21 protein-coding genes and 1 tRNA gene are annotated in these 23229 nt (G+C 62.0%); 10 read left to right on the forward strand and 12 right to left on the reverse strand.

Going from position 1 to position 23229, the window contains the following annotated elements:
• Window positions 1-12: 12 nt before the first annotated feature.
• The 9 genes from rlmF to ACNFCJ_RS15850 all read right to left on the reverse strand — a co-directional run bounded on the left by rlmF (window position 13) and on the right by ACNFCJ_RS15850 (window position 11978).
• Window positions 13-1014, reverse strand: coding sequence for a 23S rRNA (adenine(1618)-N(6))-methyltransferase RlmF (gene rlmF, locus ACNFCJ_RS15810; protein ID WP_416772358.1), 1002 nt, complete (start codon window positions 1012-1014; stop codon window positions 13-15).
• Between the two features lie 160 nt (window positions 1015-1174).
• The gene (locus tag ACNFCJ_RS15815) at window positions 1175-3004 is read right to left on the reverse strand and encodes an SLC13 family permease (protein ID WP_416772359.1); all 1830 of its coding nucleotides are present in this window, start codon (window positions 3002-3004) and stop codon (window positions 1175-1177) included.
• A 32-nt stretch (window positions 3005-3036) separates the two neighbouring features.
• A complete protein-coding gene (locus ACNFCJ_RS15820; RefSeq protein ID WP_416772361.1) occupies window positions 3037-3333 on the reverse strand; it encodes a winged helix-turn-helix domain-containing protein in 297 nt (98 codons plus the stop codon).
• 36 nt (window positions 3334-3369) lie between these two features.
• Window positions 3370-4746 (reverse strand): sodium:proton antiporter NhaD, encoded by a 1377-nt coding sequence (gene nhaD / locus ACNFCJ_RS15825; RefSeq protein WP_416772362.1) that lies wholly within the window; start codon window positions 4744-4746, stop codon window positions 3370-3372.
• Window positions 4747-4933: 187 nt separating this feature from the next.
• Window positions 4934-6364, reverse strand: a complete 1431-nt coding sequence (gene nhaC / locus ACNFCJ_RS15830) for a Na+/H+ antiporter NhaC (protein ID WP_179574338.1) — start codon at window positions 6362-6364, stop codon at window positions 4934-4936.
• Between the two features lie 138 nt (window positions 6365-6502).
• Window positions 6503-9334: a valine--tRNA ligase gene (locus ACNFCJ_RS15835; protein ID WP_416772363.1), complete on the reverse strand. Its 2832-nt coding sequence runs from the start codon at window positions 9332-9334 to the stop codon at window positions 6503-6505.
• 127 nt (window positions 9335-9461) lie between these two features.
• Complete coding sequence (locus ACNFCJ_RS15840; RefSeq protein WP_416772365.1) at window positions 9462-9890, reverse strand: DNA polymerase III subunit chi; 429 nt, start codon at window positions 9888-9890, stop codon at window positions 9462-9464.
• A gap of 60 nt (window positions 9891-9950) precedes the next feature.
• Window positions 9951-10370: a DNA polymerase III subunit chi gene (locus tag ACNFCJ_RS15845; RefSeq protein ID WP_416772366.1), complete on the reverse strand. Its 420-nt coding sequence runs from the start codon at window positions 10368-10370 to the stop codon at window positions 9951-9953.
• Window positions 10371-10490: 120 nt separating this feature from the next.
• On the reverse strand, window positions 10491-11978 hold the full coding sequence (locus ACNFCJ_RS15850) for a leucyl aminopeptidase (RefSeq protein ID WP_416772367.1): 1488 nt from the start codon (window positions 11976-11978) through the stop codon (window positions 10491-10493).
• Between the two features lie 143 nt (window positions 11979-12121).
• On the opposite strand from ACNFCJ_RS15850, the gene lptF reads away from it, so the two are divergent.
• Complete coding sequence (gene lptF / locus ACNFCJ_RS15855) at window positions 12122-13246, forward strand: LPS export ABC transporter permease LptF (protein ID WP_099526576.1); 1125 nt, start codon at window positions 12122-12124, stop codon at window positions 13244-13246.
• Window positions 13239-14303, forward strand: a complete 1065-nt coding sequence (gene lptG, locus ACNFCJ_RS15860) for an LPS export ABC transporter permease LptG (protein WP_125835782.1) — start codon at window positions 13239-13241, stop codon at window positions 14301-14303. Before lptF ends, lptG begins: the two co-directional genes overlap by 8 nt.
• Window positions 14304-14363: 60 nt before the next feature.
• On the opposite strand, the gene ACNFCJ_RS15865 is transcribed toward lptG, so the two are convergent.
• The 3 genes from ACNFCJ_RS15865 to ACNFCJ_RS15875 all read right to left on the reverse strand — a co-directional run bounded on the left by ACNFCJ_RS15865 (window position 14364) and on the right by ACNFCJ_RS15875 (window position 15662).
• Entirely contained in the window at window positions 14364-14861 is a 498-nt protein-coding gene (locus tag ACNFCJ_RS15865) for an RDD family protein (protein WP_106734595.1), read from the reverse strand.
• A 168-nt stretch (window positions 14862-15029) separates the two neighbouring features.
• Window positions 15030-15242, reverse strand: coding sequence for a cold-shock protein (locus ACNFCJ_RS15870; protein WP_003459665.1), 213 nt, complete (start codon window positions 15240-15242; stop codon window positions 15030-15032).
• Window positions 15243-15577: 335 nt separating this feature from the next.
• Window positions 15578-15662, reverse strand: a tRNA-Leu gene (locus ACNFCJ_RS15875).
• Window positions 15663-15867: 205 nt separating this feature from the next.
• On the opposite strand from ACNFCJ_RS15875, the gene ACNFCJ_RS15880 reads away from it, so the two are divergent.
• The 8 genes from ACNFCJ_RS15880 to ACNFCJ_RS15915 form a co-directional block, all read left to right on the forward strand.
• Window positions 15868-16641 (forward strand): substrate-binding periplasmic protein, encoded by a 774-nt coding sequence (locus ACNFCJ_RS15880; protein ID WP_416772369.1) that lies wholly within the window; start codon window positions 15868-15870, stop codon window positions 16639-16641.
• Window positions 16642-16675: 34 nt separating this feature from the next.
• Window positions 16676-17719, forward strand: a complete 1044-nt coding sequence (gene queA, locus ACNFCJ_RS15885; protein ID WP_416772370.1) for a tRNA preQ1(34) S-adenosylmethionine ribosyltransferase-isomerase QueA — start codon at window positions 16676-16678, stop codon at window positions 17717-17719.
• Window positions 17720-17739: 20 nt separating this feature from the next.
• Window positions 17740-18855, forward strand: a complete 1116-nt coding sequence (tgt, locus tag ACNFCJ_RS15890; protein WP_416772376.1) for a tRNA guanosine(34) transglycosylase Tgt — start codon at window positions 17740-17742, stop codon at window positions 18853-18855.
• Window positions 18856-18895: 40 nt separating this feature from the next.
• A complete protein-coding gene (gene yajC / locus ACNFCJ_RS15895; protein WP_037001935.1) occupies window positions 18896-19225 on the forward strand; it encodes a preprotein translocase subunit YajC in 330 nt (109 codons plus the stop codon).
• A gap of 67 nt (window positions 19226-19292) precedes the next feature.
• Window positions 19293-21161, forward strand: a complete 1869-nt coding sequence (gene secD / locus ACNFCJ_RS15900) for a protein translocase subunit SecD (RefSeq protein WP_416772372.1) — start codon at window positions 19293-19295, stop codon at window positions 21159-21161.
• Between the two features lie 9 nt (window positions 21162-21170).
• Entirely contained in the window at window positions 21171-22088 is a 918-nt protein-coding gene (gene secF, locus ACNFCJ_RS15905; RefSeq protein ID WP_143507533.1) for a protein translocase subunit SecF, read from the forward strand.
• A gap of 118 nt (window positions 22089-22206) precedes the next feature.
• Entirely contained in the window at window positions 22207-22749 is a 543-nt protein-coding gene (locus tag ACNFCJ_RS15910) for a glycine zipper 2TM domain-containing protein (RefSeq protein ID WP_037001940.1), read from the forward strand.
• 91 nt (window positions 22750-22840) lie between these two features.
• Window positions 22841-23229, forward strand: a 389-nt coding sequence (locus tag ACNFCJ_RS15915; protein WP_416772375.1) for a transposase domain-containing protein, incomplete at its 3' end; no start/stop codon positions are given.

A 23229-nucleotide genomic window follows, 5' to 3' on the forward strand; every position in this document is an offset into this window, starting at 1 on the left:
CACCAGCAGGTCTCAGCGCCAGCGACTCTTGCTCCAAGCGCTGCGCTCTTCGGCATTCTTGAACGTCCAGGCCACCAGGCGGCTCTGCTTCTGCCCCTGCGACATACCGAGGATGCGCACCTCAGTCGCGCCGGCCTTGGCCAGCCAGCCCTGTAGCAATTCCACATGGCTGCCTTTGGACACCAGGCTACTGAACCACAGCACCTGCTCCGCCACCTGCGCGCTTTCGTTGGCCATGCGCTTGAGAAAGGCGGCTTCGCCACCGGGGCACCATAGCTCGGCCGCCTGGCCGCCGAAGTTGAGCACCGGTAGCTTGCGCTTCGGGTCGAGCTTGCCCAGGTTGCGCCATTTGCGCGTGCTGCCACGGGTGGCTTCATCGGCGCTGGCGTGGAAGGGCGGGTTGCACAGGGTCAGGTCGACTGCCTCGTTCGATTGCAGCAGTCCGAGAAAAACGTGCTCGGTATTGGCCTGCTGGCGCAATTCGATGCCACCCGCCAACTGCGGATTGGCCCTGATGATGGCGCGCGCAGAGGCCAGTGCCGCGTCTGCGATATCGGCCCCGAGAAACTGCCAGCCGTACTCGCAATGACCGATCAGTGGGTAGATGCAGTTGGCACCGACGCCGATATCCAGGGCTTGCACCTTGGCGCCATGAGGAATCTGCCCGTCGTTGTCAGTCGCCAGCAGGTCGGCCAGGTTGTGCAGGTAGTCGGCGCGACCGGGAATCGGCGGGCACAGGTAGCCATCGGGAATGTCCCAGTGGCGGATGCCGTAGTACTGCGTCAGCAGCGCGCGGTTGAATACCTTGACCGCTGCCGGGTTGGCGAAGTCGATGCTTGCATTGCCATAAGGATTGGTGATGACGAAGTCGCCCAGCTCTGGGCTGGCCTTGATCAGCGCGGGGAAGTCGTAGCGCCCCTGGTGGCGGTTGCGTGGGTGCAGCTCACCCTTGGCCGGCGCGGTTTTCACAGCGGCGGGAGCGGGCTTGCGGGGGCGTTTCGGGGGCTGGGGCATGAACGAGCTTCGGCGATTCGGGGGGCGAGATTTTCCCATAGTCGAGCCGGGCTTTGTAGGAGCGAGCTCTGCTCGCGAATTCGTTGGCCTTCAGCGAACCAGGCTAGCGGCAAAAAGCTTCGCGAGCAGAGCTCGCTCCTACGCTTGGTGATCCCCCGCGTTACAGCGGAAAGAGCAGCGGCACCAGCGCCACGCTGACGATCATCACCAGCAGGGTGAAGGGTACACCGATGCGCACGAAGTCACCGAAGCGGTATTGGCCAGGGCCGAGCACCAGGGTGTTCACCGGGGAGGAGATCGGCGTCATGAACGCGGCCGAGGCAGCCAGGGCCACGGTCATGGCGAAAGGCAGCGGCGAGGCGCCCAGCGCCTGCGCGGTGGCGATGGCCACCGGCGCCATCAGCACCGCCGTGGCGGTGTTGGAGATGAACAGGCCAATCACTGCGGTCAGGACGAACAGGCTGGCCAGGATCAGATGTGGCCCGGCATCACCCAGACCGCCCACCAAGCCCTGCACCGCCAGTTCGACGCCTCCGGTCTGCTGCAGCGCCTGGGCGAAAGGCAGCATGCCGACGATGAGGATCAGCGTCGGCCAGTGAATGGCGCGGTAGGCGCTGTCCAGGTCGATGCAGCGAAACGCGCCCATCAGCAGGCAGGCGATCAGTGCAGCCTGCACGTTGGGCAGCAGGCCGCTGACCATCAGCAGCACCATTACCGCCAGGCTGAGCAATGCATAGGGCGCCTTGCGTGCGGCAGGTGCCACCTCGGCCACTTCCGCCGGCAGGCTGAGTACCAGGAAATCGCGGCTCAGCCCCTGCAGGCGGTGTATATCACGCCAGGCGCCGGCTACCAGCAGGGTGTCTGAAGCCTTGAGTTTCTCGTCCACCAGCACGCCTTCCAGCGCTTGTCCCTGACGACGCAGGCCAACCACGTTGAGCTTGTGCCGCGAACGAAAGCCCAGTTCCTGAATGCTCTTGCCCGGCAGTTGCGACTCCGGCGGCAGCGCCACTTCGGCCAAGCCCAGTTCATGGGCGTGCAGGCTGAAATACGAATGCGGCAGAGGCATGGGTTCCAGGCCCAGCGCCTGGTAGCTGCCGAGCAGGCCGATGGTGGGGCTGGCGATATCCACCAGCAGTACGTCGCCCGGCTCCAGCAGGGTATTGCCGCTGGCCATCAGCAGCAGGGTTCGTAGGCGCTGGCGGCGTTCGATGGCGATGACATTGATGCCGTGATCACGGCGCAACTGCAGTTCATTGAGCACCTGGTTGGCCAGGGGCGAGTCGGCGCGCACCTGCAGGCGCCGCTCGCGCTCGCTGAGGCGATAGCGCTCGGCGAGGTCGGCCAGGGTAAGGCGTGGCGGCTCGGCGTTGCCGTCGGCGTCATTGCGCACCAGCCAGCGGCGAGCGACCAGCATGTAGCCAACGCCGAGCACCAGCACGGCCAGGCCTATGGGGGTAAAGGCGAAGAACTCGAAGCCGTCCAGGCCGGCGCGGCGCAGTTCAGCGTGCACCACCAGGTTCGGGGGTGTAGCGACCAGCGTCAGCATGCCGCTGATCAGCCCGGCAAACGCCAGCGGCATCATCAGTCGTGCCGGGGCTATGCGCAGGCGCGCGGCGACACCGAGCACCACGGGGATGAAGATTGCCACCACGCCGGTGGAACTCATCACCGAACCCAGGCCGGCCACCGCCAGCATCAGCAGGATCAGCAGGCGCGTTTCGCTGCTGCCGGCCTTGGTCACCAGCCAGTCACCCAGGCGGTAGGCGATGCCGGTGCGCACCAGGCCGTCGCCGATGATGAATAGCGCGGCGATGAGGATGACGTTGGCATCACTGAAACCGGCCAGGGTCTGTTGCAGGTCGAGTACGCCAGTCAGCGGCAGGGCGACCAGCACCAGCAGGGCGACCACGTCCATGCGTGGCTTGCCTATGACGAAAAGAGTGACGGCGCCGGCCAGCAGGCCGAGCACCCAGAACAGATCCGGATTCATCGTAATTCCCAGGAGATATGGGACGAATTATCTCAGGGATAACCGAGCGTGATTTTGATCTGCTGCAGGTTAGCGGCGATCCAACGCTTGTCGATCGGCCCCCAGTCGCGAATCTGGTAGTGACCGGCGTTGTTGCGCTCGCCCTCGTTCTGCTCGAACTGGCAGTCGATATCCAGCTCGGCGAGGGCGGTGAGGGTGTCCTGTGCGGTGCGCCGGGGCATGCCGGTGGCGTCCATCAGTGCCGGCACGCTGACAGCCTGGCCGCTGTCGATCAGCCAGGCCACGTAGAGGCGGCGGTAGAAGCTGGTGCGGGTCTTGCTCGTCTGCATGGCAACTTCCTTCTCTGAGCCGAGGGCCGCCGCGTGTCAGGCGGCGAACATCAGCATATAGGTGACGGCACCGGCCAGGTAACCGATGAAGGCCAGGCCGCTGATCTTCTTCAGGTACCAGATGAAGTTGATCTTCTCCATGCCCATGGCGGCCACGCCAGCAGCCGAGCCGATGATCAGGCAGCTACCGCCGGTCCCGGCGCAGTAGGCGAGCATTTCCCAAAAGTTGCCGTCGACCACGAAGTTGCGCAGCCATGGCAGCTCGTTCGCTGCAGCGGCCGCCAGGTTTTCAGGGCTGACCAGCGGGTACATCTTCATGGCGCCGGCAACCATCGGCACGTTGTCCACCACGGCCGAGAGCATGCCGATGGAAATGGCGATGCTGTAGATATTGCCCAGGCTGTCCTTGAGCAGGGTCGCCACCTGGATCAGGTGGCCGGCGCTGGACAGCGCGGAAACCGCCAGCAGGATGCCGAGGAAGAACAGCACGCTGGTGATGTCGATACGGCGCAATACGCCCACTACCGACAGCGGGTCCTTCTCTTCGCTGTTCTTGCTGCGGTGGATGATCTCGGTGGTGATCCATAGCAGGCTGAGGCCGAAGAGGATGCCCATGTATGGCGGCAGATGGGTGATGGTCTTGAACACCGGCACGAAGATCAACGCACCGAGGCCCAGACAGAACACCAGGTTACGCTCGAAGGGCGTGGTCGGATCGCGACGGCTCTCGGCGCTTTCCTTGATGCGCGGTTCAGCCACTTCACCCTTGAGGCGGAAGCTCATGATCAGCAGCGGCACCAGCAGGCAGATCAGGCTGGGCAGGAACAGCTTGGTGATGATGCCGGTGGCGGTGACCTGATTGCCAATCCACAGCATGGTGGTGGTCACGTCACCAATTGGCGACCAGGCGCCGCCGGCGTTGGCGGCGATGACCACGATGCCGGCGTAGAACCAGCGCTCGTGGCGGTCGGCGATCAGCTTGCGCAGCAGCGAGATCATGACGATGGTGGTGGCCAGGTTGTCCAGCGCAGAGGACAGGAAGAAGGTGATCAACCCTACCAGCCACAGCAGGTGCACACGCTTGTGGGTGCGGATGCGGTCGGTGATGACCTTGAAGCCCTCGTGGGCATCGATCAGCTCGACGATGGTCATGGCGCCCATGAGGAAGAACAGGATCTCGGAAATCTCGCCGAGATGATGGCGCAGCTCCTCGACCACATGATGGGTGTTGGTGCTGGAGCCGGCGGTGCCGGTGCCGAGCAGTGGCAGGATGCTGTCGGCGCCGAGCACCAGCAGGGTCCAGGCAATCACGGCGGTGAGCAGGGCGGAGGCTGCCTTGTCGATCTTTAACGGGTGCTCGAGTGCAATGCACAGGTAGCCGAGGACGAAGACAAGTGCCATCAACGCATACATGTTCGGAGTTCCGCTCTGATTCTTATTAGTGGGGACGTGCCGGAGGGCTGCTGCCAGGCGGGTGAAGATGCCTGAAACAATTGGAAAAAGGGAAGGTTTTTATAGCGAAAGGAGCAAAGAGATGAGCGCTTTGCTACTTAATGAGGTGTTCGGGCCGCTGCGCTGGCTGGCCCGAACGGCTGTGAAATCAACCGGCAGTCTGCGGTTTGGGCGGCAGCAGGTAGGCGAGGGCGATGGCCAGCACCGGCATGATCAGGTTGAAGAAGCAGTACGGCAGGTAGCTCAACGTCGCCACACCCAGCGTCGCGGCCATGTAGGCGCCGCAGGTATTCCAGGGCACCAGCACGGAGGTCAGGGTACCGCCGTCTTCCAGGGCGCGTGAAAGGTTGGTTGGCGCCAGGCCGCGTTTTTCGTATTCGGCGCGATACATGCGCCCTGGCAGCACCAGGGCGATGTACTGATCGGCGGTGATGACGTTGGTGCCGATGGTGGTGGTGATGGTGCTGGCTACCAGGCCGCTGTCGCTGCGCACCAGGCGCAGGGCACTCTGCAACAGGCGCTGTAGCAGGCCGAGGCGCTCCAGCACGCCGCCGAAGCACATGGCGCAGATGATCAGCCAGACGGTGGTGAGCATGCTCGCCATGCCGCCCTTGGACAGCAGGCCGTCCAGCTCGGCGTTGCCGCTGGCCGATTCGTAGCCGGCGAACAGCGCGCTCCATACCGTTTTCAGCGGCGCCAGGGCGCCAGCTTGTGGGTCAGCCAGGCGTGCCATCACCTCCGGCTGGAACACCACTGCGAATACCGCACCGAGCAGGGCGGCGAGAAACACCGCCGGGAAGGCGGCCCATTGGCGCACCGCGAGCAGCAGCAGGAAGGCCACCGGCAGCAGCAGGTGCCAGCCGAGATTGAACTGTGCCTCCAGCGCGCTCAGCACCTCGGCGATACGGCTGGTGTCATGTTCGGCGCTGGCCTGCTGGCCAAGGGTGAAGAAGATCGCCAGGGCGATCAGCAACGCCGGCACCGTGGTGCGCAACATGTTGCGGATATGCGCGAACAGGTCGGCACCGGCTGCCGCTGGCGCCAGGTTGGTGGTGTCCGACAGCGGCGACAGCTTGTCGCCGAAGTAGGCACCGGAAATGATCGCGCCGGCGGTGATCGCCGGGTCCAGCCCCAGGCCTGCTGCCACGCCCATCAGACCGATGCCAAGGGTGCCGGCCACCGTCCACGAGCTGCCGATGGACAGCGCGGTGAGCGCGCAGATCAGGCAACTGGTGAGGTAGAAGTACTCGGCGCTGATCAGCTTCAGGCCCAGCCAGATCATGGTCGGCACCGTGCCGGCGAGAATCCAGGTGCCGATCAGCGCGCCGACCGCCAGAAGAATCAGGTTGGCTTTCATCGCCATATGGATGCCAGCGAGTATGCCTTCTTCGATCTCGGCCCAGCGCAGGCCATTCTTCAGGCCGACCAGGCCGGCGACGAAGGCGGCGCTCATCAGCGCGATCTGGTTCGGGCCGCTGGAGGAGGCGTCACCGAACAGGTAAACGGAGAGGCTGAGCAGCACGACGAGTACGCCGATGGGCAGCAAGGCATCGAGCAGGGAAGGGGAGCGAACAGTCATGGGTGTTCCGGGAAATCAAACTAACCGTGGGAGGGGCTTCAGCCGCGACTTTGCGGTTAAAGCTCGCGGCTGAAGCCCCTCCCACAAAAAACAAACCCGCGCCGGTTGGGGCGCGGGTCTGTGGGTGTCGCGCGGTGATCAGAGTGCGGCGATCTTGCCGCGCTGCTCGACCATCTTGGCCAGGGCTTGTTCAGCCTCGGCCAGCTTGGCGCGCTCTTTATCGAGCACTTCGGCCGGAGCCTTGGCGACGAAGCCCTGGTTGCTCAGCTTGCCGCCGACGCGCTGCACTTCGCCTTCCAGACGACCGATTTCCTTGTCCAGGCGCGCCAGTTCGGCGTCCTTGTCGATCAGCCCGGCCATCGGTACCAGCACTTCCATCTCGCCGACCAGAGTGGTGGCGGACATCGGCGCTTCTTCACCGGCAGCCAGCACGCGCACTGACTCGAGCTTGGCCAATTTGCTCAGCAGCGGCTCGAAGTCGGCCAGGCGACGCAGGTCTTCGGCACTGGCGTTGGCAACGATGATGTCGATGCGTTTGGCCATGGAGATTTTCATCTCACCACGGATCTGGCGCACGCCCAGCATCAGTTGCTTGACCCACTCGATGTCGCCTTCGGCGGCGGCGTCGATGCGGCTCTCGTTGGCCACCGGCCAGGGTTGAAGCATCAGGGTTTCACCCTGCACACCAGCCTGGCCCTTGATGCGCTGCCAGATTTCTTCGGTGATGAAGGGCATGAACGGGTGGGCCAGGCGCAGGATCACTTCCAGCACGCGCACCAAGGTGCGGCGGGTGCCGCGCTGGCGCTCGATGGGGGCGTTCTCGTCCCACAGCACCGGCTTGACCAGCTCCAGATACCAGGCGCAGTACTCGTCCCAGATGAACTCGTACAGGGTTTGCGCCGCCAGGTCGAAGCGGAAGGCGTCGAGGTGGCGGGTCACGTCAGCCTCGGTGCGCTGCAGGGCGGAGATGATCCAGCGATCCACCGGGGACAGCTCGACTGGTTCACCATTGATGCCGGTGTCCTTGTCATCGGTGTTCTCGATAACGAAGTTGGCGGCGTTCCACAGCTTGTTGCAGAAGTTGCGGTAGCCCTCGACGCGGCCCATGTCGAACTTGATGTCGCGACCGGTGGAGGCCAGCGCCAGGTTGGTGAAGCGCAGGGCGTCGGTGCCGTAGGCGGCGATGCCTTCGGGGAACTCGGCGCGGGTCTGCTTGGCGATTTTCTCGGCCAGCTTGGGCTGCATCATGCCGCTGGTGCGCTTGGCCACCAGGGATTCGAGGTCGATGCCGTCGACGATGTCCAGCGGATCGAGCACGTTGCCCTTGGACTTGGACATCTTCTGACCCTGACCATCGCGCACCAGACCATGTACATAGACGGTCTTGAACGGAATCTGCCCGGTCAGGTGGGTCGACAGCATGATCATCCGGGCGACCCAGAAGAAGATGATGTCGAAGCCGGTGACCAGCACGTCGGTAGGGTGGAAGGTCTTGAGGAAGTCGGTCTGCTGCGGCCAGCCGAGGGTGGAGAAGGTCCACAGGCCGGAGCTGAACCAGGTGTCGAGCACGTCTTCGTCCTGGCGCAGGGCGATGTCACCGAGGTTGTGCTTGGCGCGTACTTCCGCCTCGTCACGGCCGACGTAGACGTTGCCGGCATCGTCGTACCAGGCCGGAATGCGGTGGCCCCACCACAGCTGACGGCTGATGCACCAGTCCTGAATGTCACGCATCCAGCTGAAGTACATGTTCTCGTACTGCTTGGGCACGAACTGGATTTCGCCACTCTCGACCACGGCGATGGCTTTCTCGGCCAGCGGCTTGGTGGAGACGTACCACTGGTCGGTCAGCCACGGCTCGATGACGGTGCCGGAGCGGTCGCCCTTCGGCACTTTCAGGGCGTGGTCTTCGATCTTTTCCAGCAGGCCGGCGGCGTCGAAGGCGGCGACGATCTGCTTGCGCGCTTCGAAGCGATCCAGACCGGCGAACTGTGCCGGAATGTTCGCTTCGATCTGCTCGTTGACGCTACCGTCGAGGTTGAACACCTGGGCCTGAGCCAGCACGGCGGCGTTCTTGTCGAAGATGTTGATCAGCGGCAGGTTGTGGCGCTTGCCCACTTCGTAGTCGTTGAAGTCATGCGCCGGGGTGATCTTCACGCAGCCGGTGCCGAACTCGGGGTCGCAATAGTCATCGGCGATGATCGGGATGCGACGGCCCAGCAGCGGCAGTTCGACGAAACTGCCGATCAAGGCTTTGTAGCGCTCGTCTTCCGGGTGCACGGCCACGGCGCTGTCGCCGAGCATGGTTTCCGGGCGGGTGGTGGCGACGATCAGGTAATCATTGCCTTCAGCGGTTTTCTTGCCGTCGGCCAGCGGGTAGCGCAGGTTCCACAGCGAGCCTTTCTCGTCGTGGTTTTCCACTTCGAGGTCGGAGATGGCGGTGTGGAACTTGGTGTCCCAGTTGACCAGGCGCTTGCCGCGATAGATCAGGCCATCTTCATGCAGGCGTACGAAGGCTTCTTTCACGGCTTCGGACAGGCCGTCGTCCATGGTGAAGCGCTCGCGCGACCAGTCCACCGAGCTGCCCAGGCGGCGAATCTGCCGGGTGATGGTGCCGCCGGACTGTTCCTTCCATTCCCAGACTTTCTCCAGGAATTTCTCGCGGCCCAGGTCATGGCGGCCAATACCGTCGGCGGCCAGCTGACGCTCGACCACCATCTGCGTGGCGATGCCCGCGTGGTCGGTGCCCGGCTGCCACAGGGTGTTGCGGCCCTGCATGCGGCGGAAGCGAATCAGCGCATCCATGATCGAATTGTTGAAGCCGTGGCCCATGTGTAGGCTGCCGGTGACGTTCGGCGGCGGGATCATGATGGTGTACGGCTCGCCCGAGCCTTGCGGGGCGAAGTAGCCCTTGGCTTCCCAGTTCTGGTACAGGGCGGTTTCAATGGCGTGCGGCTGGTAGGTCTTGTCCATGCGCGGCGGGACCCTTTGACGGCTGATCGGAAAAGCCGATAAGTATACCGCTTCTGAGCGCCAAGCCATAAGTCTTGAGCTGTAGGGCGGGCCCGCGTTCAGTTTTAAGGTTGCGTGACGGCTTCGTCTACTTGCGTGGCGGCAGCAGGCGCGGCAGGCGCGCTTCGAGGCGGCGCTTGAGTTCGGCCTCGATCTGCGGCACGAAATCGTCGATCACGTCCTGCAGGATCAGCTGGGCGGCGGCGCGCAACTCGCCATTCAAATGCTGCAGATCGCGGGCGCTGTCATGCAGGCGCGGTTCGATGCGCTCGCGCAGCTGGCTTGGTGCTGGCGCAGGCTGCGAGGCTGGTGTCGGTTTGGGCGTCGGCGTTGCATGAAAAGGCGGCGGCGGGCCGGGCGGCGCGCTGACGATGTCGGACAGTACCGGAATGCTGTCCGGGTCCAGCGAGTCGATCAGCAGTGGCGGTTCGCTGCCATTATCGCCCAGCAGCTCGCGAATCGACTCCAGGTCGTGCAACAACTGAGCAGGTTTCTGTGGGGGCTTGGGGGTGTCCATGGTTATCGGCGCAGCGAGAAAAAGGGCTGGAATGGCTTGTGTTGTGAGCGTGCACGGACACTAAAGTTCGACGCGTTGCGGATCATACCCGCGCTGGCGATAAGTACGGAAATTCTCGCGACAGGCGCTCAACAACTCGGGCTGCTGATTGACGATCTCGATGATGCGGGAAAAGCGCTCGACATGCGGCGACAGGCTGCTGCCGAGGTTGATCAGCACGCCCTGCTCGGCGCTCGGCACTTCGTCGATGCCCAATACCACGGGTGACAGTGGCGCTTCTTGGTACAGGTCATGGGGTACGAAGCGTTCGGCTTTGAACGTCCACAGCAGTTCGTCGAGTTCACCGCACTGCGCCTCGTCGCTGCCGCGAACGAACACCGGCAGGCCGGCACTCCAGGCCTTGAGCGCCAGTTGGCAGGCGGCGCGCAAGCGGCCCGTGGCGTCATTGGAAGAGAGGACGTAGAACTCGATTCTGGGCATTCGGTTTTCAACGGTTGGAGGGTAATGGGCTGGATGTTGTAGGAGCGGATTCATCCGCGATTTCATCGCGAATGATCGCGGCTGAAGCCGCTCCTACATGAGCATGGCCCGGATGCTGGGTCAGACCTTGGCGCGATCCAGCAGGTACTGGGTCAGCATCGGCACCGGGCGGCCAGTGCCACCTTTATCCTTGCCGCCGCTGATCCAGGCGGTGCCGGCGATATCCAGGTGCGCCCAATGGAAGTTCTTGGCAAAGCGCGACAGGAAGCAGCCAGCGGTGATGGTGCCAGCCTTCGGCCCGCCGATATTGGCGATGTCGGCGAACGGGCTGTCCAGCTGCTCCTGGTACTCGTCGTACAGCGGCAGTTGCCAGGCGCGGTCGTCGGCGCTTTCGCCAGCCTTGAGAATCTGCTTGATCAGCGCGTCGTTGTTGCCCATCAGGCCGGAGACGTTGCTGCCCAGGGCGACGATGCATGCACCGGTCAGCGTGGCGATGTCGATCACCGCCTGCGGCTTGAAGCGCTCGGCGTAGGTCAGGGTATCGCACAGCACCAGACGGCCTTCGGCGTCGGTGTTGAGGATTTCCACGGTCTGCCCGCTCATGGTGGTGACGATGTCACCGGGGCGGGTGGCGCGGCCGCTGGGCATGTTCTCGGCGCAGGCCAGCAGGCACACCAGGTTGATCGGCAGTTGCAGCTCCAGCACGGCCTTGAGGGTGCCGAACACGCTGGCGGCGCCGCACATGTCGTACTTCATCTCGTCCATGCCGGCTGCCGGCTTGATGCTGATGCCGCCGGTATCGAAGGTGATGCCCTTGCCAACCAGGGCGAAGGGTTTGTCATCCTTCTTGCTGCCCTGGTAATGCATGACGATCATCCGCGGCGGCTGCTCGCTGCCCTGGGCTACGGCGAGGAAGGCGCCGGCGCCCAGTTCCTTGAGCTTCTTCTCGTCGATGATCTCGACCTTGAGGTTCTTGTGCGCCTTGCCCAGGGCCTTGGCTTCTTCAGCCAGGTAGCTGGGGTGGCAGAGGTTCGGTGGCAGGTTGCCCAGATCCTTGGTGAAAGCGACGCCGCTGGCGATGGCGCGGGCATGCTGCAGGCCGCGTTCGGCTTCGGTCAGTTCGGCCTTGTCGACAACCAGGGTGATTTTCTTCAGGGCACGTGGGTCAGCTTTCTGGCTCTTGAACTGCTCGAACAGGTAGGTGCCATCAGCCAGGGTTTCGATGATCAGACGAGTCTTGCCGTAGGTGTCGCGGCCCTTGACCTTGAGTTCACCGAGGGCGAGCAGGGCATCGCTGCCGCCCAGGCCTTTGAGTACGCCATGCACGCTTGCAACCAACTTGCGCAGTTGACGGTCGGATAGATCACCCTTGCCGCAGCCCACCAACAGCACGCGCTCGGCCTTGAGCCCCGGCAGGCTGTGCAGCAGCAGGGTCTGGCCCGGCTTGCCGGCGATGTCGCCGCGCTTGAGCACGGCGCTGAGCGCTCCGTTGCTGGCCAGGTCGACGGCCTTGGCGGTATCGCCGAGCTTGCGGCCTTCACCGATGGCGACGACCAGGGTGGCGGTTTTCAGGGTTTCTGCACGGGTGCTTTTGACGAGGAATTCCATAGTGAGCTGTCCCCAAGACAAAGAGTCGGGTTTGACGGATAATGACCGCCATTTTTCGAGGGCCCACCCTGCGGTGGGCCGGCAAGTAGGTGCAGCTAGTGTGAGCGCTCGCGCCTGAGCCTGACAACCCTGGAGCGTCCGGTTTGATCGTCTTCCGTTATCTGTCCCGTGAAGTGCTGGTGACCCTCAGTGCGGTGAGTGCCGTGCTGCTGGTGATCATCATGAGCGGTCGTTTCATCAAATATCTGGCCCAGGCCGCACAGGGTGTACTCGATCCTGGTGTGCTGTTTCTGATCATGGGTTACCGGATTCCCGGCTTCCTGCAACTGATCCTGCCGCTCGGCCTGTTCCTCGGTTTCCTGTTGGCCTACGGGCGCCTGTACCTGGACAGCGAGATGACCGTGCTGTCGGCCACTGGCGTTAGTCAGCAGCGCCTCACCGTCTACAGCATGGCGCCGGCACTGATCGTCGCGCTGCTGGTCGGCTGGCTGAGCATGGGCCTGGCACCACAAGGCGTGGCCAGCGTGGCGCGCATCCTCAACGAGCAGGATGCCCTGACCGAACTCGATACTCTGGTGCCGGGGCGCTTCCAGTCGTTGCGCGATGGATCGCGGGTGACCTATTCGCAGGAGCTGTCGCCTGATCGCAGCGAGCTGCGCGGCGTGTTCATGTCGGAGAAGCGCTTCTCCACCGATGGCACCTCGGAGCGTGGCATTACCGTGCTGGTGGCCGAGAGTGGTCGTCAGGAAATTCAGGAAGATGGCAGCCGCTATCTGATTCTGGAAAACGGCTATCGCTATGACGGCGAGCCGGGCGAGGCCGACTATCGGGCCATCCAGTACGACACCTATGGCGTGTTGCTGCCCAAGCCGGAGGTCGCCATCGAGGCCAGTGAGCGCGAGGCGACGCCGACACGTGAGCTGTTCGGCAGCGACGACCCGCGCATGCAGGCCGAGTTGCAATGGCGCCTGTCACTGCCGTTGCTGGTGTTTATCGTCACCCTGCTGGCCGTGCCGCTGTCGAAGGTCAATCCGCGTCAGGGCCGCTTCCTCAAACTGCTGCCGGCTATCTTCCTCTATATGGCTTACCTCGGCCTGCTGATCGCCGCTCGTGGCGCGCTGGACAAGGGCCGTTTGCCGGCGGCGCTGGGGTTGTGGTGGGTGCATGGCATCTTCTTCGCCATCGGCATGCTGTTGTTGTATTGGGAGCGTCTGAGTCTGTGGTGGGCCAGTCGTCGTGCGCCGGTGTCGGAGGTGGCTCATGGCTAAGTTGGATCGCTACATTGGCACCCAGGTGTTCTTCGCCATTCTGGCGGTGCTGGGCATCATTCTCGGCCTGGCACTGCTGTTCGCTTTCATCGACGAGTTGGGCGACCTGAACAAGGGCGATTACGGTCTTGGTCAGGCGCTCTGGTACGTCTTGCTGACCGCACCGCGTCGCGCCTACGAGATGCTGCCGATGGCGGCGCTGATCGGCTGCCTGATCGGTCTCGGTACGTTGGCCAGCAACAGCGAGCTGACCATCATGCGTGCGGCCGGTGTTTCCATCGGGCGCATCGTCTGGGCGGTAATGAAGCCCATGCTGGTGCTGATGCTGGCCGGCATTCTGATCGGTGAATACGTCGCGCCGCTGACCGAGAATCAGGCTCAGGCCGACCGTGCGCTGGCGCAGGGCGGTGGTGCGGCGCAGAGTTCCAAGCGCGGTATGTGGCACCGTCAGGGGCAGGAATACGTGCACATCAACGCCGTACAGCCAAATGGCGTCCTGCTCGGGGTTACGCGTTACCGCTTCGATGACGAGCGTCGCCTGCTTTCCTCCAGTTTCGCCCGTCGCGCCGAATACCGTGACAACCACTGGATGCTGCGCAACGTGCAGACCACCGTGCTGCATGAGGACCGTTCCGAGGTGATCAACCAGCCGGAAGAACGCTGGGAGATCGAACTCAATCCGGAGCTGCTCGGTACCGTGGTGATGGAGCCTGAGGCGCTTTCAGTGACCGGGCTGTGGCAGTACATCCATTACCTGGGTGAGCAGGGCCTGAACAATGCGCGCTACTGGCTGGCGTTCTGGACCAAGGTGCTGCAGCCGCTGGTAACCGGCGCGTTGGTCTTGATGGCGATTTCCTTCATCTTCGGTCCGCTACGCTCGGTGACCCTGGGGCAGCGCGTATTTACCGGTGTCTTGGTGGGCTTCATCTTCCGTATCGCCCAGGACCTGCTGGGCCCATCGAGCTTGGTATTCGGTTTCTCGCCGCTGCTGGCGGTGCTGGTGCCGGCCGGTATCTGTGCGTTGGCCGGGGTGTGGCTGCTGCGCCGAGCTGGATGAGTCGATCAGGGGTATGAAAAAGCCGGTTCAATGAGCCGGCTTTTTCGCATCTGCTCTGGGCTATTTTTTGTGAATGTTCTTCGGTAACTGCACCATGCGGCTGTCGGAGTAGATGTCGTGCCAGGTGCGGCCCTGCTTGTCCCAGAGCAGCCAGAGGAACCCCAGGCCGGCGAACAGCCACGAGCCAATGGCGACCACGAAGCGCAGCAGTGCCTGCCACAGGTCGATGGCGCTGCCATCGGCATTCTGGATGCGTAGCCCCCAGGCCTGCATGCCCAGTGTCTGGCCATTGTGCGTCCAGAACTTGGCGAAGAAGGCGAACAGCGACAGCAGCACCAGGCTGGCGAGAATCGGGTCATGATCCAGGGCGCCGGCCTCGGCCATGGCCATCAGTGCATCGCCGCCGTGAATCAGGCGCAGGATGCCCTGTTGATAGATCAGGGTGACCACCATGATCAGTGCCACGCAGAGCAGGAAGTCGTAGAAGAGGGCCGCCAGGCGACGAATCAGCCCGGCAGTGGGGAAGTCTCCCTGCGGACGTAATTGGTGTTTCGGCATGATGGGCTCGCTGAGACGAAAGTGCGCGCCATTCTAACCGCGACTTTGCGATCGATATAAAGATGTGCGTGGGCTATCTGTAACCTGGCGCTGCGAAAGGTGGGTTAAAGAAATGACAGGCAAAAAAAACCCCTGACTGATATCAGGGGTTCTTCAAAGCAGCGGCGATTAGCCCAGGACTTGAACCTGGTCAGCCTGCATGCCTTTTTGACCTTGCACAGCTACGAAGCTGACTTTCTGGCCTTCTTTCAGGCTCTTGAAGCCGTTACCTTCGATCGCGCGGAAGTGCACGAACAGATCCGGACCGCTTTCGGGAGTGATAAAACCAAAACCTTTCTCGTCGTTAAACCACTTGACGGTACCGTTCTGACGATTCGACATGTCTTTTTCCTTGAAACTAGAGTTGATGACAGCCTCCAAGTATAGAGGGCTGAGACTGGTTGCAAGGAGTAATAGAAGTCGAGCGGGATGTAGCGGATCTAGATGATCTGCTGCACCAGAGTCACGATTCACAGCGACCCATGCAAACAGTTGACTCACTCTACGCTAACTTTTGCGCAATTGCCAACCCCCGCCAGCAAGGTCGCCGGCCAGGTTTTGCGGGGCTTGTCGGGGTGTCGGAAAAGTTTTTCGGCAACATGCTTGCAACAATTGCCCACGTTGTTCGCGCAGATACGAAAAAGCCCGCAAGACAATGTCTTGCGGGCTTCGAATCGTGGTGCCCCGGGGGAGACTCGAACTCCCACTCCTTTCGAAAACGGATTTTGAATCCGCCGCGTCTACCGATTCCGCCACCGGGGCACAATGGCGGCGCAGTATAGGGATGCGCCTGGCGTCGGTCAATCGGCGTTAGTGCAGTGATCGGTTGATCTACTAACGGCCAATGGCGCAGCTAGTGGCATCCGGCTTTGATTGCGTCGTTGCGGCTAGAATCGCCAGCTGTCATCAAGTGCGCTGGGTGTGGCGTATATAAAGGTGTCGGGGCAGTCCAATGTTGGGAGGGGGAGTGATCAACGTCTTGCGTGGTGCACTTGTTGCCGGTCTGCTACTTGCGCCTGTTGCGCAGGCCGGAACGCTGACCTATGCCGTGACCGATGAAAGCTGGATGCCGTACTGGATTGTCGAGGATCAGCGGGTCAGCGGCATCTTCCATGAGTTAATGCTCGCGCTGGATGAGCGTTTGCCTGAACAGCTGCAAGCCAGTCATCCGCAGCCGCCTTTGCGTACGCAGAAGCTGTTCCGTGAGGGATATCTGCAGATCGAGTGCTGTGTGAGCAAGAATTGGCGCAGCGACGCCGATCAGGCCGAAGTCTCACTGTGGACAGTGCCGGTTCTGCAGGCCGAGGAAATGCTGATCTTCGCGCCTGGCAGGCGCTTTGCCTATGAGCGTCTGCAGGACCTGCAGGGGCGTTCGATTGCCACGGTGCGTGGTTATGGTTACGTCGGTAGCGAGTATTTCCAGCGCAACGATGGGGCCGATGTGCGGGCGCTGATCTATCTGGTGGCGCAGGGGCGTAGTGAGGCCGGGATTCTGGATCGCCTGGAGTGGCGTTATCTTCAGCATGAAGACGCGCAACTGCAGGCGTCACGCTGGCAGGTCGAGGAGGGGCTGACGGTCAATCGCTCTCAGCTGCGCTTGCGTTTGCATCGGGATTTTGCGGGCCGGCTCGATGCATTCAATGCTGCCATCCTGTCCTTGCAGGCCGATGGCACGCTGGCTCGTATCGTCGCCAGGTATGCGCCGCAGGCTCACGTGGCCGGCCAAGTGGAAATCCGGTAAGCTCTGCCACCCTGCAAAATTACCCCTCCGAATCATGCGTGTTGCCGATTTCCACTTCGACCTTCCCGAGTCGCTGATCGCTCGTCATCCCCTGGCCGAGCGTCGTGCCAGCCGTCTACTGCAGGTCGATGGCCCTAACGGCACGCTGCGCCACGGCCAGTTCACCGATGTGCTGGAGCAGCTTCGTCCGGGTGATCTCATGGTGTTCAACAACACCCGAGTGATTCCGGCGCGCCTGTTTGGTCAGAAGGCCTCTGGCGGCAAGCTCGAAGTGTTGGTGGAGCGCGTGCTGGATCAGTACCGCGTGCTGGCCCACGTGCGTTCGAGCAAATCGCCCAAGCCCGGTTCGCAGATTCTCATCGACGGTGGTGGTGAGGCCGAGATGGTCGCGCGTCACGACGCGCTTTTCGAGCTGCGTTTTGCCGAGCCGGTGCTGCCGCTGTTGGAGCGCGTCGGCCATATGCCGCTGCCTCCTTATATAGATCGGCCGGATGACGAGGCGGATCGCGAGCGCTATCAGACCGTCTATGCGCAGAAGGCGGGGGCCGTGGCTGCGCCGACTGCGGGTCTGCACTTCGATGACGAACTGCTGGCGGCTATCCGCGCCAAGGGTGTGGAAACCGCGTTCGTGACGCTTCACGTTGGCGCCGGTACCTTCCAGCCGGTTAGGGTTGAGCGGATTGAAGATCACCACATGCACAGTGAGTGGTTGGAGGTCGGCCAGGATGTGGTCGACGCCGTGGCAGCCTGTCGCGCCCGCGGCGGTCGCGTGGTCGCGGTGGGCACCACCAGCGTGCGCTCGCTGGAAACTGCCGCGCGAGACGGTGAGTTGAAGCCCTTCAGTGGCCATACCGACATCTTTATCTATCCAGGCCGTCCATTCCATGTGGTCGATGCCCTGGTAACCAATTTCCACCTGCCCGAGTCGACTCTGCTGATGCTGGTGTCGGCCTTTGCCGGTTATCCCGAGACCATGGCCGCTTACCGCGAGGCCGTGGCGCAGGGCTATCGCTTCTTCAGTTACGGTGATGCCATGTTCATCACCCGCAATCCCGCCGCGCGCGGGCCCGAGGTTTGAGTATGTCGCGCACCTGTCGCATGTCCTTCGAGTTGCTGGCTACCGACGGCAAAGCCCGTCGTGGTCGCCTGACCTTCCCGCGTGGCGTGGTGGAAACTCCGGCCTTCATGCCGGTGGGCACCTACGGCACGGTCAAGGGCATGCTGCCGCGCGACGTCGAGGATATCGGCGCGCAGATCATCCTCGGCAATACCTTCCACCTGTGGCTGCGCCCGGGGATGGAGGTGATCAAGAAACATGGCGACCTGCACGACTTCATGCAGTGGCAGGGGCCGATCCTGACCGACTCGGGTGGTTTCCAGGTGTTCAGCCTGGGTGCGATGCGCAAGATCAAGGAGGAGGGCGTGTACTTCGCTTCGCCGGTCGATGGCGCCAAGGTGTTCATGGGGCCGGAAGAGTCGATGCAGGTGCAGCGTGACCTGGGCTCGGACATCGTGATGATCTTCGATGAATGCACGCCGTACCCGGCCGAGTTCGACGTGGCCAAGCGTTCCATGGAGCTGTCGCTGCGTTGGGCCAAGCGCTCCAAGACCGCACATGGCGAAAGTACCGCTGCGCTGTTCGGCATCGTCCAGGGTGGCATGCACGAAGAACTGCGCATGCGCTCGCTCGAAGGGCTTTGCGAGATCGGCTTCGACGGCCTGGCCATCGGCGGGCTGTCGGTCGGTGAGCCGAAGGAAGAGATGATCCGCGTGCTGGACTTCCTGCCGCCGTACATGCCAGCCGACAAGCCGCGCTACCTGATGGGCGTGGGCAAGCCGGAAGACCTGGTCGAGGGCGTGCGTCGTGGTGTGGACATGTTCGACTGCGTTATGCCCACCCGTAATGCGCGTAACGGCCATCTGTTCGTTGATACCGGCGTGGTGAAAATTCGCAACGCCGTGCACAAGCACGATGATTCGCCGCTGGACCCGACCTGCGACTGTTACACCTGCAAACATTTCTCGCGCGCTTATCTGCACCATCTGGACAAGTGCGGCGAAATGCTCGGTAGCATGCTCAATACCATCCATAACTTGCGGCATTATCAGCGGGTTATGGCTGGTTTGCGCGAGGCTATCCAACAGGGTACATTGGCCGCCTTCGTCGAAACCTTCTATGCCAAGCGTGGCCTGCCTGTGCCGCCGCTTGACTGATTCCTGAACGATTCAAGATCCTTTCCATTAGGAGTGTTACATGAGTTTTTTCATCCCCGCCGCTTACGCTGACACCGCCGCTGCTGGCCCTGCCGGCAGCGGTTTCGAGTGGGTTTTCCTGATTGGCTTTCTGGTCATCTTCTATCTGATGATCTGGCGTCCGCAGGCCAAGCGCGCCAAGGAGCACAAGAACCTGCTCGGCGGCCTGCAGAAGGGCGACGAAGTGGTCACCAGCGGTGGTATCGCTGGCAAGGTATCCAAGGTTGCCGACGATTTCGTGGTTATCGAAGTGTCTGACACTGTCGAGCTGAAATTCCAGAAGCAGGCCATCGCTGCCACTCTGCCCAAGGGCACGCTGAAAGCCATCTGATTCGGTTCTTAGTTTCCATTCGACGGGGCGCTTTTAGCGCCCCGCGTCATAAGCGGGCGGCTCGTTCATGCTCAATAAATACCCTCTGTGGAAATACCTGCTGATTTTGTCCGTTCTGGCAATCGGCTTGGTGTACTCCATTCCCAACCTTTATCCAGATGATCCTGCCGTGCAGATCAGTGGCGCCAGTTCGGCGCTGAGCATCGAGCAGACCGATGTCGACCGTGCCAGCAAAGCGCTGCAGGACGCCGGTATTGCCGTCAAGGCTGCCAGCATCGACGAGCGTGGCCGTGGCGGTCTGATTCGTCTGACCAAGCAGGATGACCAGTTACCGGCCAAGGACATCGTCCGCCGCGCGCTGGGTGATGATTACGTCGTGGCGCTGAACCTGGCGCAAACCACCCCCGACTGGCTGCGTAGCCTGGGTGCGAGCCCGATGAAGCTCGGCCTGGACCTGTCCGGCGGTGTGCACTTCCTGCTGGAAGTCGACATGGACAAGGCGCTGGATGTGCGCCGCAAGGTCTATGAAGGTGAGATCAAGAGCCTGTTGCGCAAGGAGCGTATTCGCTACCGCAGCATGCCGGAGAGCAATAGCCGGATTCAGCTCGGCTTCGCCGACAGCGATACGCTGGACCAGGCGCAGCGCCTGATTCGCAAGGATTACAGCGATTTCGAACTGACCACTGTCGAGCGTGGCGGCCAGCAGATTCTGCAGTTGGGGCTGACTCAAGCGAAAATCGCCGAGATTCGTGAATATTCCATTCGCCAGAACCTCACCACTGTACGTAACCGCGTCAATGAGCTGGGCGTAGCCGAGCCGCTGGTGCAGCGTCAGGGTGCCAACCGCATCGTGGTCGAGCTGCCGGGTGTGCAGGACACCGCAGAAGCCAAGCGTATTCTCGGCAAGACCGCCAATCTAGAGTTCCGCCTGCAGGCCGATCTCGATGCGCCGCGTGGCGCGACCGAGTCCTTCGGCTTCCGCGAGGAAGGTCGTCCGCCGGTGCAGCTCGAGCGTGAGCTGATCATCACCGGTGATCAGGTGACCGACGCCCAGGCCAGTTTCGACGAGAATGGCCGTCCGCAGGTGAACATTCGCCTCGACGGTCATGGCGGCGATCTGATGAACCGCGCCACGCGTAACAACGTCGGTCGTAGCATGGCGGTGATCTTCATCGAGCAGAGGCCGGTCACTCGCTACGTGCGTCAGAACGTCGACGGCGTCGAGCAGGAAATGGCTATCTCCTCGTTCGTCGAAGAGAAGAAGATCATCAGCCTGGCGACTATCCAGTCGGCGCTGGGCAGCCAGTTCCGCATCACCGGCTTGAACGGTCAGGGCGAGTCTTCCGAGCTTGCGCTGCTGCTGCGTGCTGGTGGTCTGGCAGCGCCGATGTACTTCGCTGAAGAGCGCACCATTGGCCCGAGCCTGGGTGCCGAAAACATTGCCAAGGGTATCGCCTCCACCGAGTGGGCGATGATCTTCGTGGCTATCTTCATCATCGCCATCTATCGCTTCTTCGGTGTGCTGGCGACCGTTGCCCTGGCGTTCAACCTGGTGCTGCTGGTCGGTCTGATGTCGGCCATTGGTGCGACCCTGACCCTGCCCGGTATCGCCGGTATCGTCTTGACTCTGGGTATGGCGGTTGACGCCAACGTGCTGATTTTCTCGCGGATACGCGAGGAATTGGCCAATGGACTGCCGGTGCAGCGTGCTCTGCACGAGGGCTTCGATCGTGCCTATTCGGCGATTCTCGACAGTAACCTGACCACCTTGTTGGTGGGCGGCATCCTGTTCGCGATGGGGACCGGTCCGGTGAAAGGCTTCGCGGTGACACTGTCGCTGGGCATCATTACGTCGATGTTCACCGCCATCATGTTCACTCGTGGCCTGGTCAACCTGATCTTCGGTGGCCGTAACTTCAAGAAGCTGTGGATCTGAGGTGCAGCCATGATCAAGTCAACCATTCGTTTCATGGCGATCCGCAATATCGCCTTCTCCATTACGGTCGTGCTGACGCTGATCGGTCTCGGCGCGCTGTTTGCCAAGGGGCTGAATTTCGGCCTGGATTTCACCGGCGGTACGTTGATCGAACTGCAGTATGAGCAGCCGGCCAATCTCGATCTGATCAAGACCGAGTTGGGCCAGGCTGGCTATGCCGATGCTGTGGTGCAGAGCTTCGGTGCCAGTACCGATGTGCTGGTGCGTCTGGCTGGCGATTCTCCTGACCTGGGTAATGAGGTCGCAGCTGCGCTGCGCAAGGTCGATGAGGCGGCACGCTTCGAGGTCAAGCGCGTCGAGTTCGTCGGCCCGCAGGTAGGTGAGGAGCTGCGCGACCAGGGCGGCATTGCCATGCTCCTGGCACTGGGCGGGATCATGCTCTACCTGGCTTTCCGCTTTCAGTGGAAGTTTGGTGTCGGTGCGATCGCGTCGCTGGTGCACGACGTGGTGATCACCCTGGGTGTGCTGGCGTTCTTCCAGATTCCATTCGATTTGACGGTGCTGGCGGCGGTACTGGCGATGATCGGTTACTCGCTCAACGACACCATCATCATCTACGACCGAATTCGTGAGAACTTCCGTGTACTGCGCAAGACCTCGTTGATCGAGAACATCGACGTTTCGATCACCCAGACCCTTTTGCGTACGATCGCGACTTCGTTGTCTACTGCGCTGGCCTTGTTGGCGCTGCTGTTCTTCGGCGGTGACGTATTGGCGGCCTTTGCTCTGACCCTGCTGGTCGGTGTAGTGGTAGGCACCTACTCGTCGGTCTACATCGGCGCCACGGTGCTGGTGTGGCTGAAGCTCAGCGTGGAGGATTTGATTCCTCCTGTGGCCGAGGCTGAGGCTGACGACGGTCGTCCATGATGTTGTGATGGGCTTCATGAAAGTCAGTGAAAGCCGCGACAAGTCGAACTTGTCGCGGCTTTTTGCTGTCCTAGGCAGGGAGAAGGGCGCGAGTCGCCGAGCCTAGGAGACACAAAAAATGAATAAATCACTGTTGGTAGGTGCCGTACTGGGTGCTGTGGGTGTGACCGCTGGTGGTGCTGTTGCCACGTACAGTCTGGTTGATCGTGGTCCGGACTATGCCGAGGTGCTGGCCGTAACCCCGATCAATGAAACCGTGAAAACGCCGCGCGAAGTGTGCAAGGACGTGGCGGTTACCCGTCAGCGTCCGGTACAGGATCAGCACCAGATTGCCGGTACTGCCATCGGCGCCATCGCGGGTGGTCTGCTGGGTAACCAGATCGGCGGCGGCACTGGCAAGAAGATTGCTACAGTAGCCGGTGCGGTTGGCGGCGGTTATGCCGGCAACAAGGTTCAGGAGGGCATGCAGCAGCGTGACACCTACACCACCACCGAAACCCGCTGCAACACCGTGACCGATACCAGCGAGAAACTGGTGGGCTACGACGTGAAGTACCAGCTGGGTGAAAAGGTCGGCAACGTGCGCATGGATCGTGATCCGGGCAGCCGTATCCCGGTCAACAAACAGGGTGAGCTGGTGCTGGTGCAGCAGGCCCAGTAAGAATCTGGAGCAATAAAAAACGCCCCTCGGGGCTAATGCCAGTCAGTTAAGCGCTACAGCTTGACCTTCTGCGCGCTGAAACGAAAATCCGATGCTTGTTTTGAGCATCGGATTTTTTATGCGACTTTCCCGCGCCTTGGCACTGACTCACGAAGCGGCTTCTGCTACCCACTCCCTTGACGAGCTGGGGGCGCTGCTTGATCCAGACCTAGTTAGCACCGCACTGGAAACGGCGGGAGTGGCGACCCTGCGTAAGCGACGTCTCCCTCTTGAAGCCATGATCTGGTGCGTGATCGCCATGGCGTTGTTTCGCCGGATGTCAGCTTGGGATGCCGCGAGCCGTATGGACATCATGCTGCCTGGGCAGAGGCCATTGGTAGCACCCAGTGCAATCGTGCAAGGTCGCCAGCGTTTGGGCAGCGCTGCGGTGCGAGAAGTCTTTTCCCTGACTCAACAACGCTGGCATGCCAGCGCCAATCA

Origin of the sequence: Pseudomonas sp. NY15364, from assembly GCF_048068235.1 — a bacterium.
Classification (GTDB): Bacteria; Pseudomonadota; Gammaproteobacteria; order Pseudomonadales; family Pseudomonadaceae; genus Aquipseudomonas; species Aquipseudomonas mendocina_D.

Coding starts and splice junctions, on each gene's coding strand:
- ACNFCJ_RS15870 (WP_003459665.1), bottom strand. CDS start 15,242: ATGTCGAATCGTCAGAACGGTACCGTCAAGTGGTTTAACGACGAGAAA.
- rlmF (WP_416772358.1), bottom strand. CDS start 1,014: ATGCCCCAGCCCCCGAAACGCCCCCGCAAGCCCGCTCCCGCCGCTGTG.
- ACNFCJ_RS15865 (WP_106734595.1), bottom strand. CDS start 14,861: ATGCCGAAACACCAATTACGTCCGCAGGGAGACTTCCCCACTGCCGGG.
- secD (WP_416772372.1), top strand. CDS start 19,293: ATGCTCAATAAATACCCTCTGTGGAAATACCTGCTGATTTTGTCCGTT.
- ACNFCJ_RS15835 (WP_416772363.1), bottom strand. CDS start 9,334: ATGGACAAGACCTACCAGCCGCACGCCATTGAAACCGCCCTGTACCAG.
- ACNFCJ_RS15845 (WP_416772366.1), bottom strand. CDS start 10,370: ATGCCCAGAATCGAGTTCTACGTCCTCTCTTCCAATGACGCCACGGGC.
- ACNFCJ_RS15815 (WP_416772359.1), bottom strand. CDS start 3,004: ATGAATCCGGATCTGTTCTGGGTGCTCGGCCTGCTGGCCGGCGCCGTC.
- yajC (WP_037001935.1), top strand. CDS start 18,896: ATGAGTTTTTTCATCCCCGCCGCTTACGCTGACACCGCCGCTGCTGGC.
- nhaC (WP_179574338.1), bottom strand. CDS start 6,364: ATGACTGTTCGCTCCCCTTCCCTGCTCGATGCCTTGCTGCCCATCGGC.
- ACNFCJ_RS15910 (WP_037001940.1), top strand. CDS start 22,207: ATGAATAAATCACTGTTGGTAGGTGCCGTACTGGGTGCTGTGGGTGTG.
- ACNFCJ_RS15820 (WP_416772361.1), bottom strand. CDS start 3,333: ATGCAGACGAGCAAGACCCGCACCAGCTTCTACCGCCGCCTCTACGTG.
- secF (WP_143507533.1), top strand. CDS start 21,171: ATGATCAAGTCAACCATTCGTTTCATGGCGATCCGCAATATCGCCTTC.
- ACNFCJ_RS15840 (WP_416772365.1), bottom strand. CDS start 9,890: ATGGACACCCCCAAGCCCCCACAGAAACCTGCTCAGTTGTTGCACGAC.
- queA (WP_416772370.1), top strand. CDS start 16,676: ATGCGTGTTGCCGATTTCCACTTCGACCTTCCCGAGTCGCTGATCGCT.
- lptG (WP_125835782.1), top strand. CDS start 13,239: ATGGCTAAGTTGGATCGCTACATTGGCACCCAGGTGTTCTTCGCCATT.
- ACNFCJ_RS15850 (WP_416772367.1), bottom strand. CDS start 11,978: ATGGAATTCCTCGTCAAAAGCACCCGTGCAGAAACCCTGAAAACCGCC.
- tgt (WP_416772376.1), top strand. CDS start 17,740: ATGTCCTTCGAGTTGCTGGCTACCGACGGCAAAGCCCGTCGTGGTCGC.
- nhaD (WP_416772362.1), bottom strand. CDS start 4,746: ATGTATGCGTTGATGGCACTTGTCTTCGTCCTCGGCTACCTGTGCATT.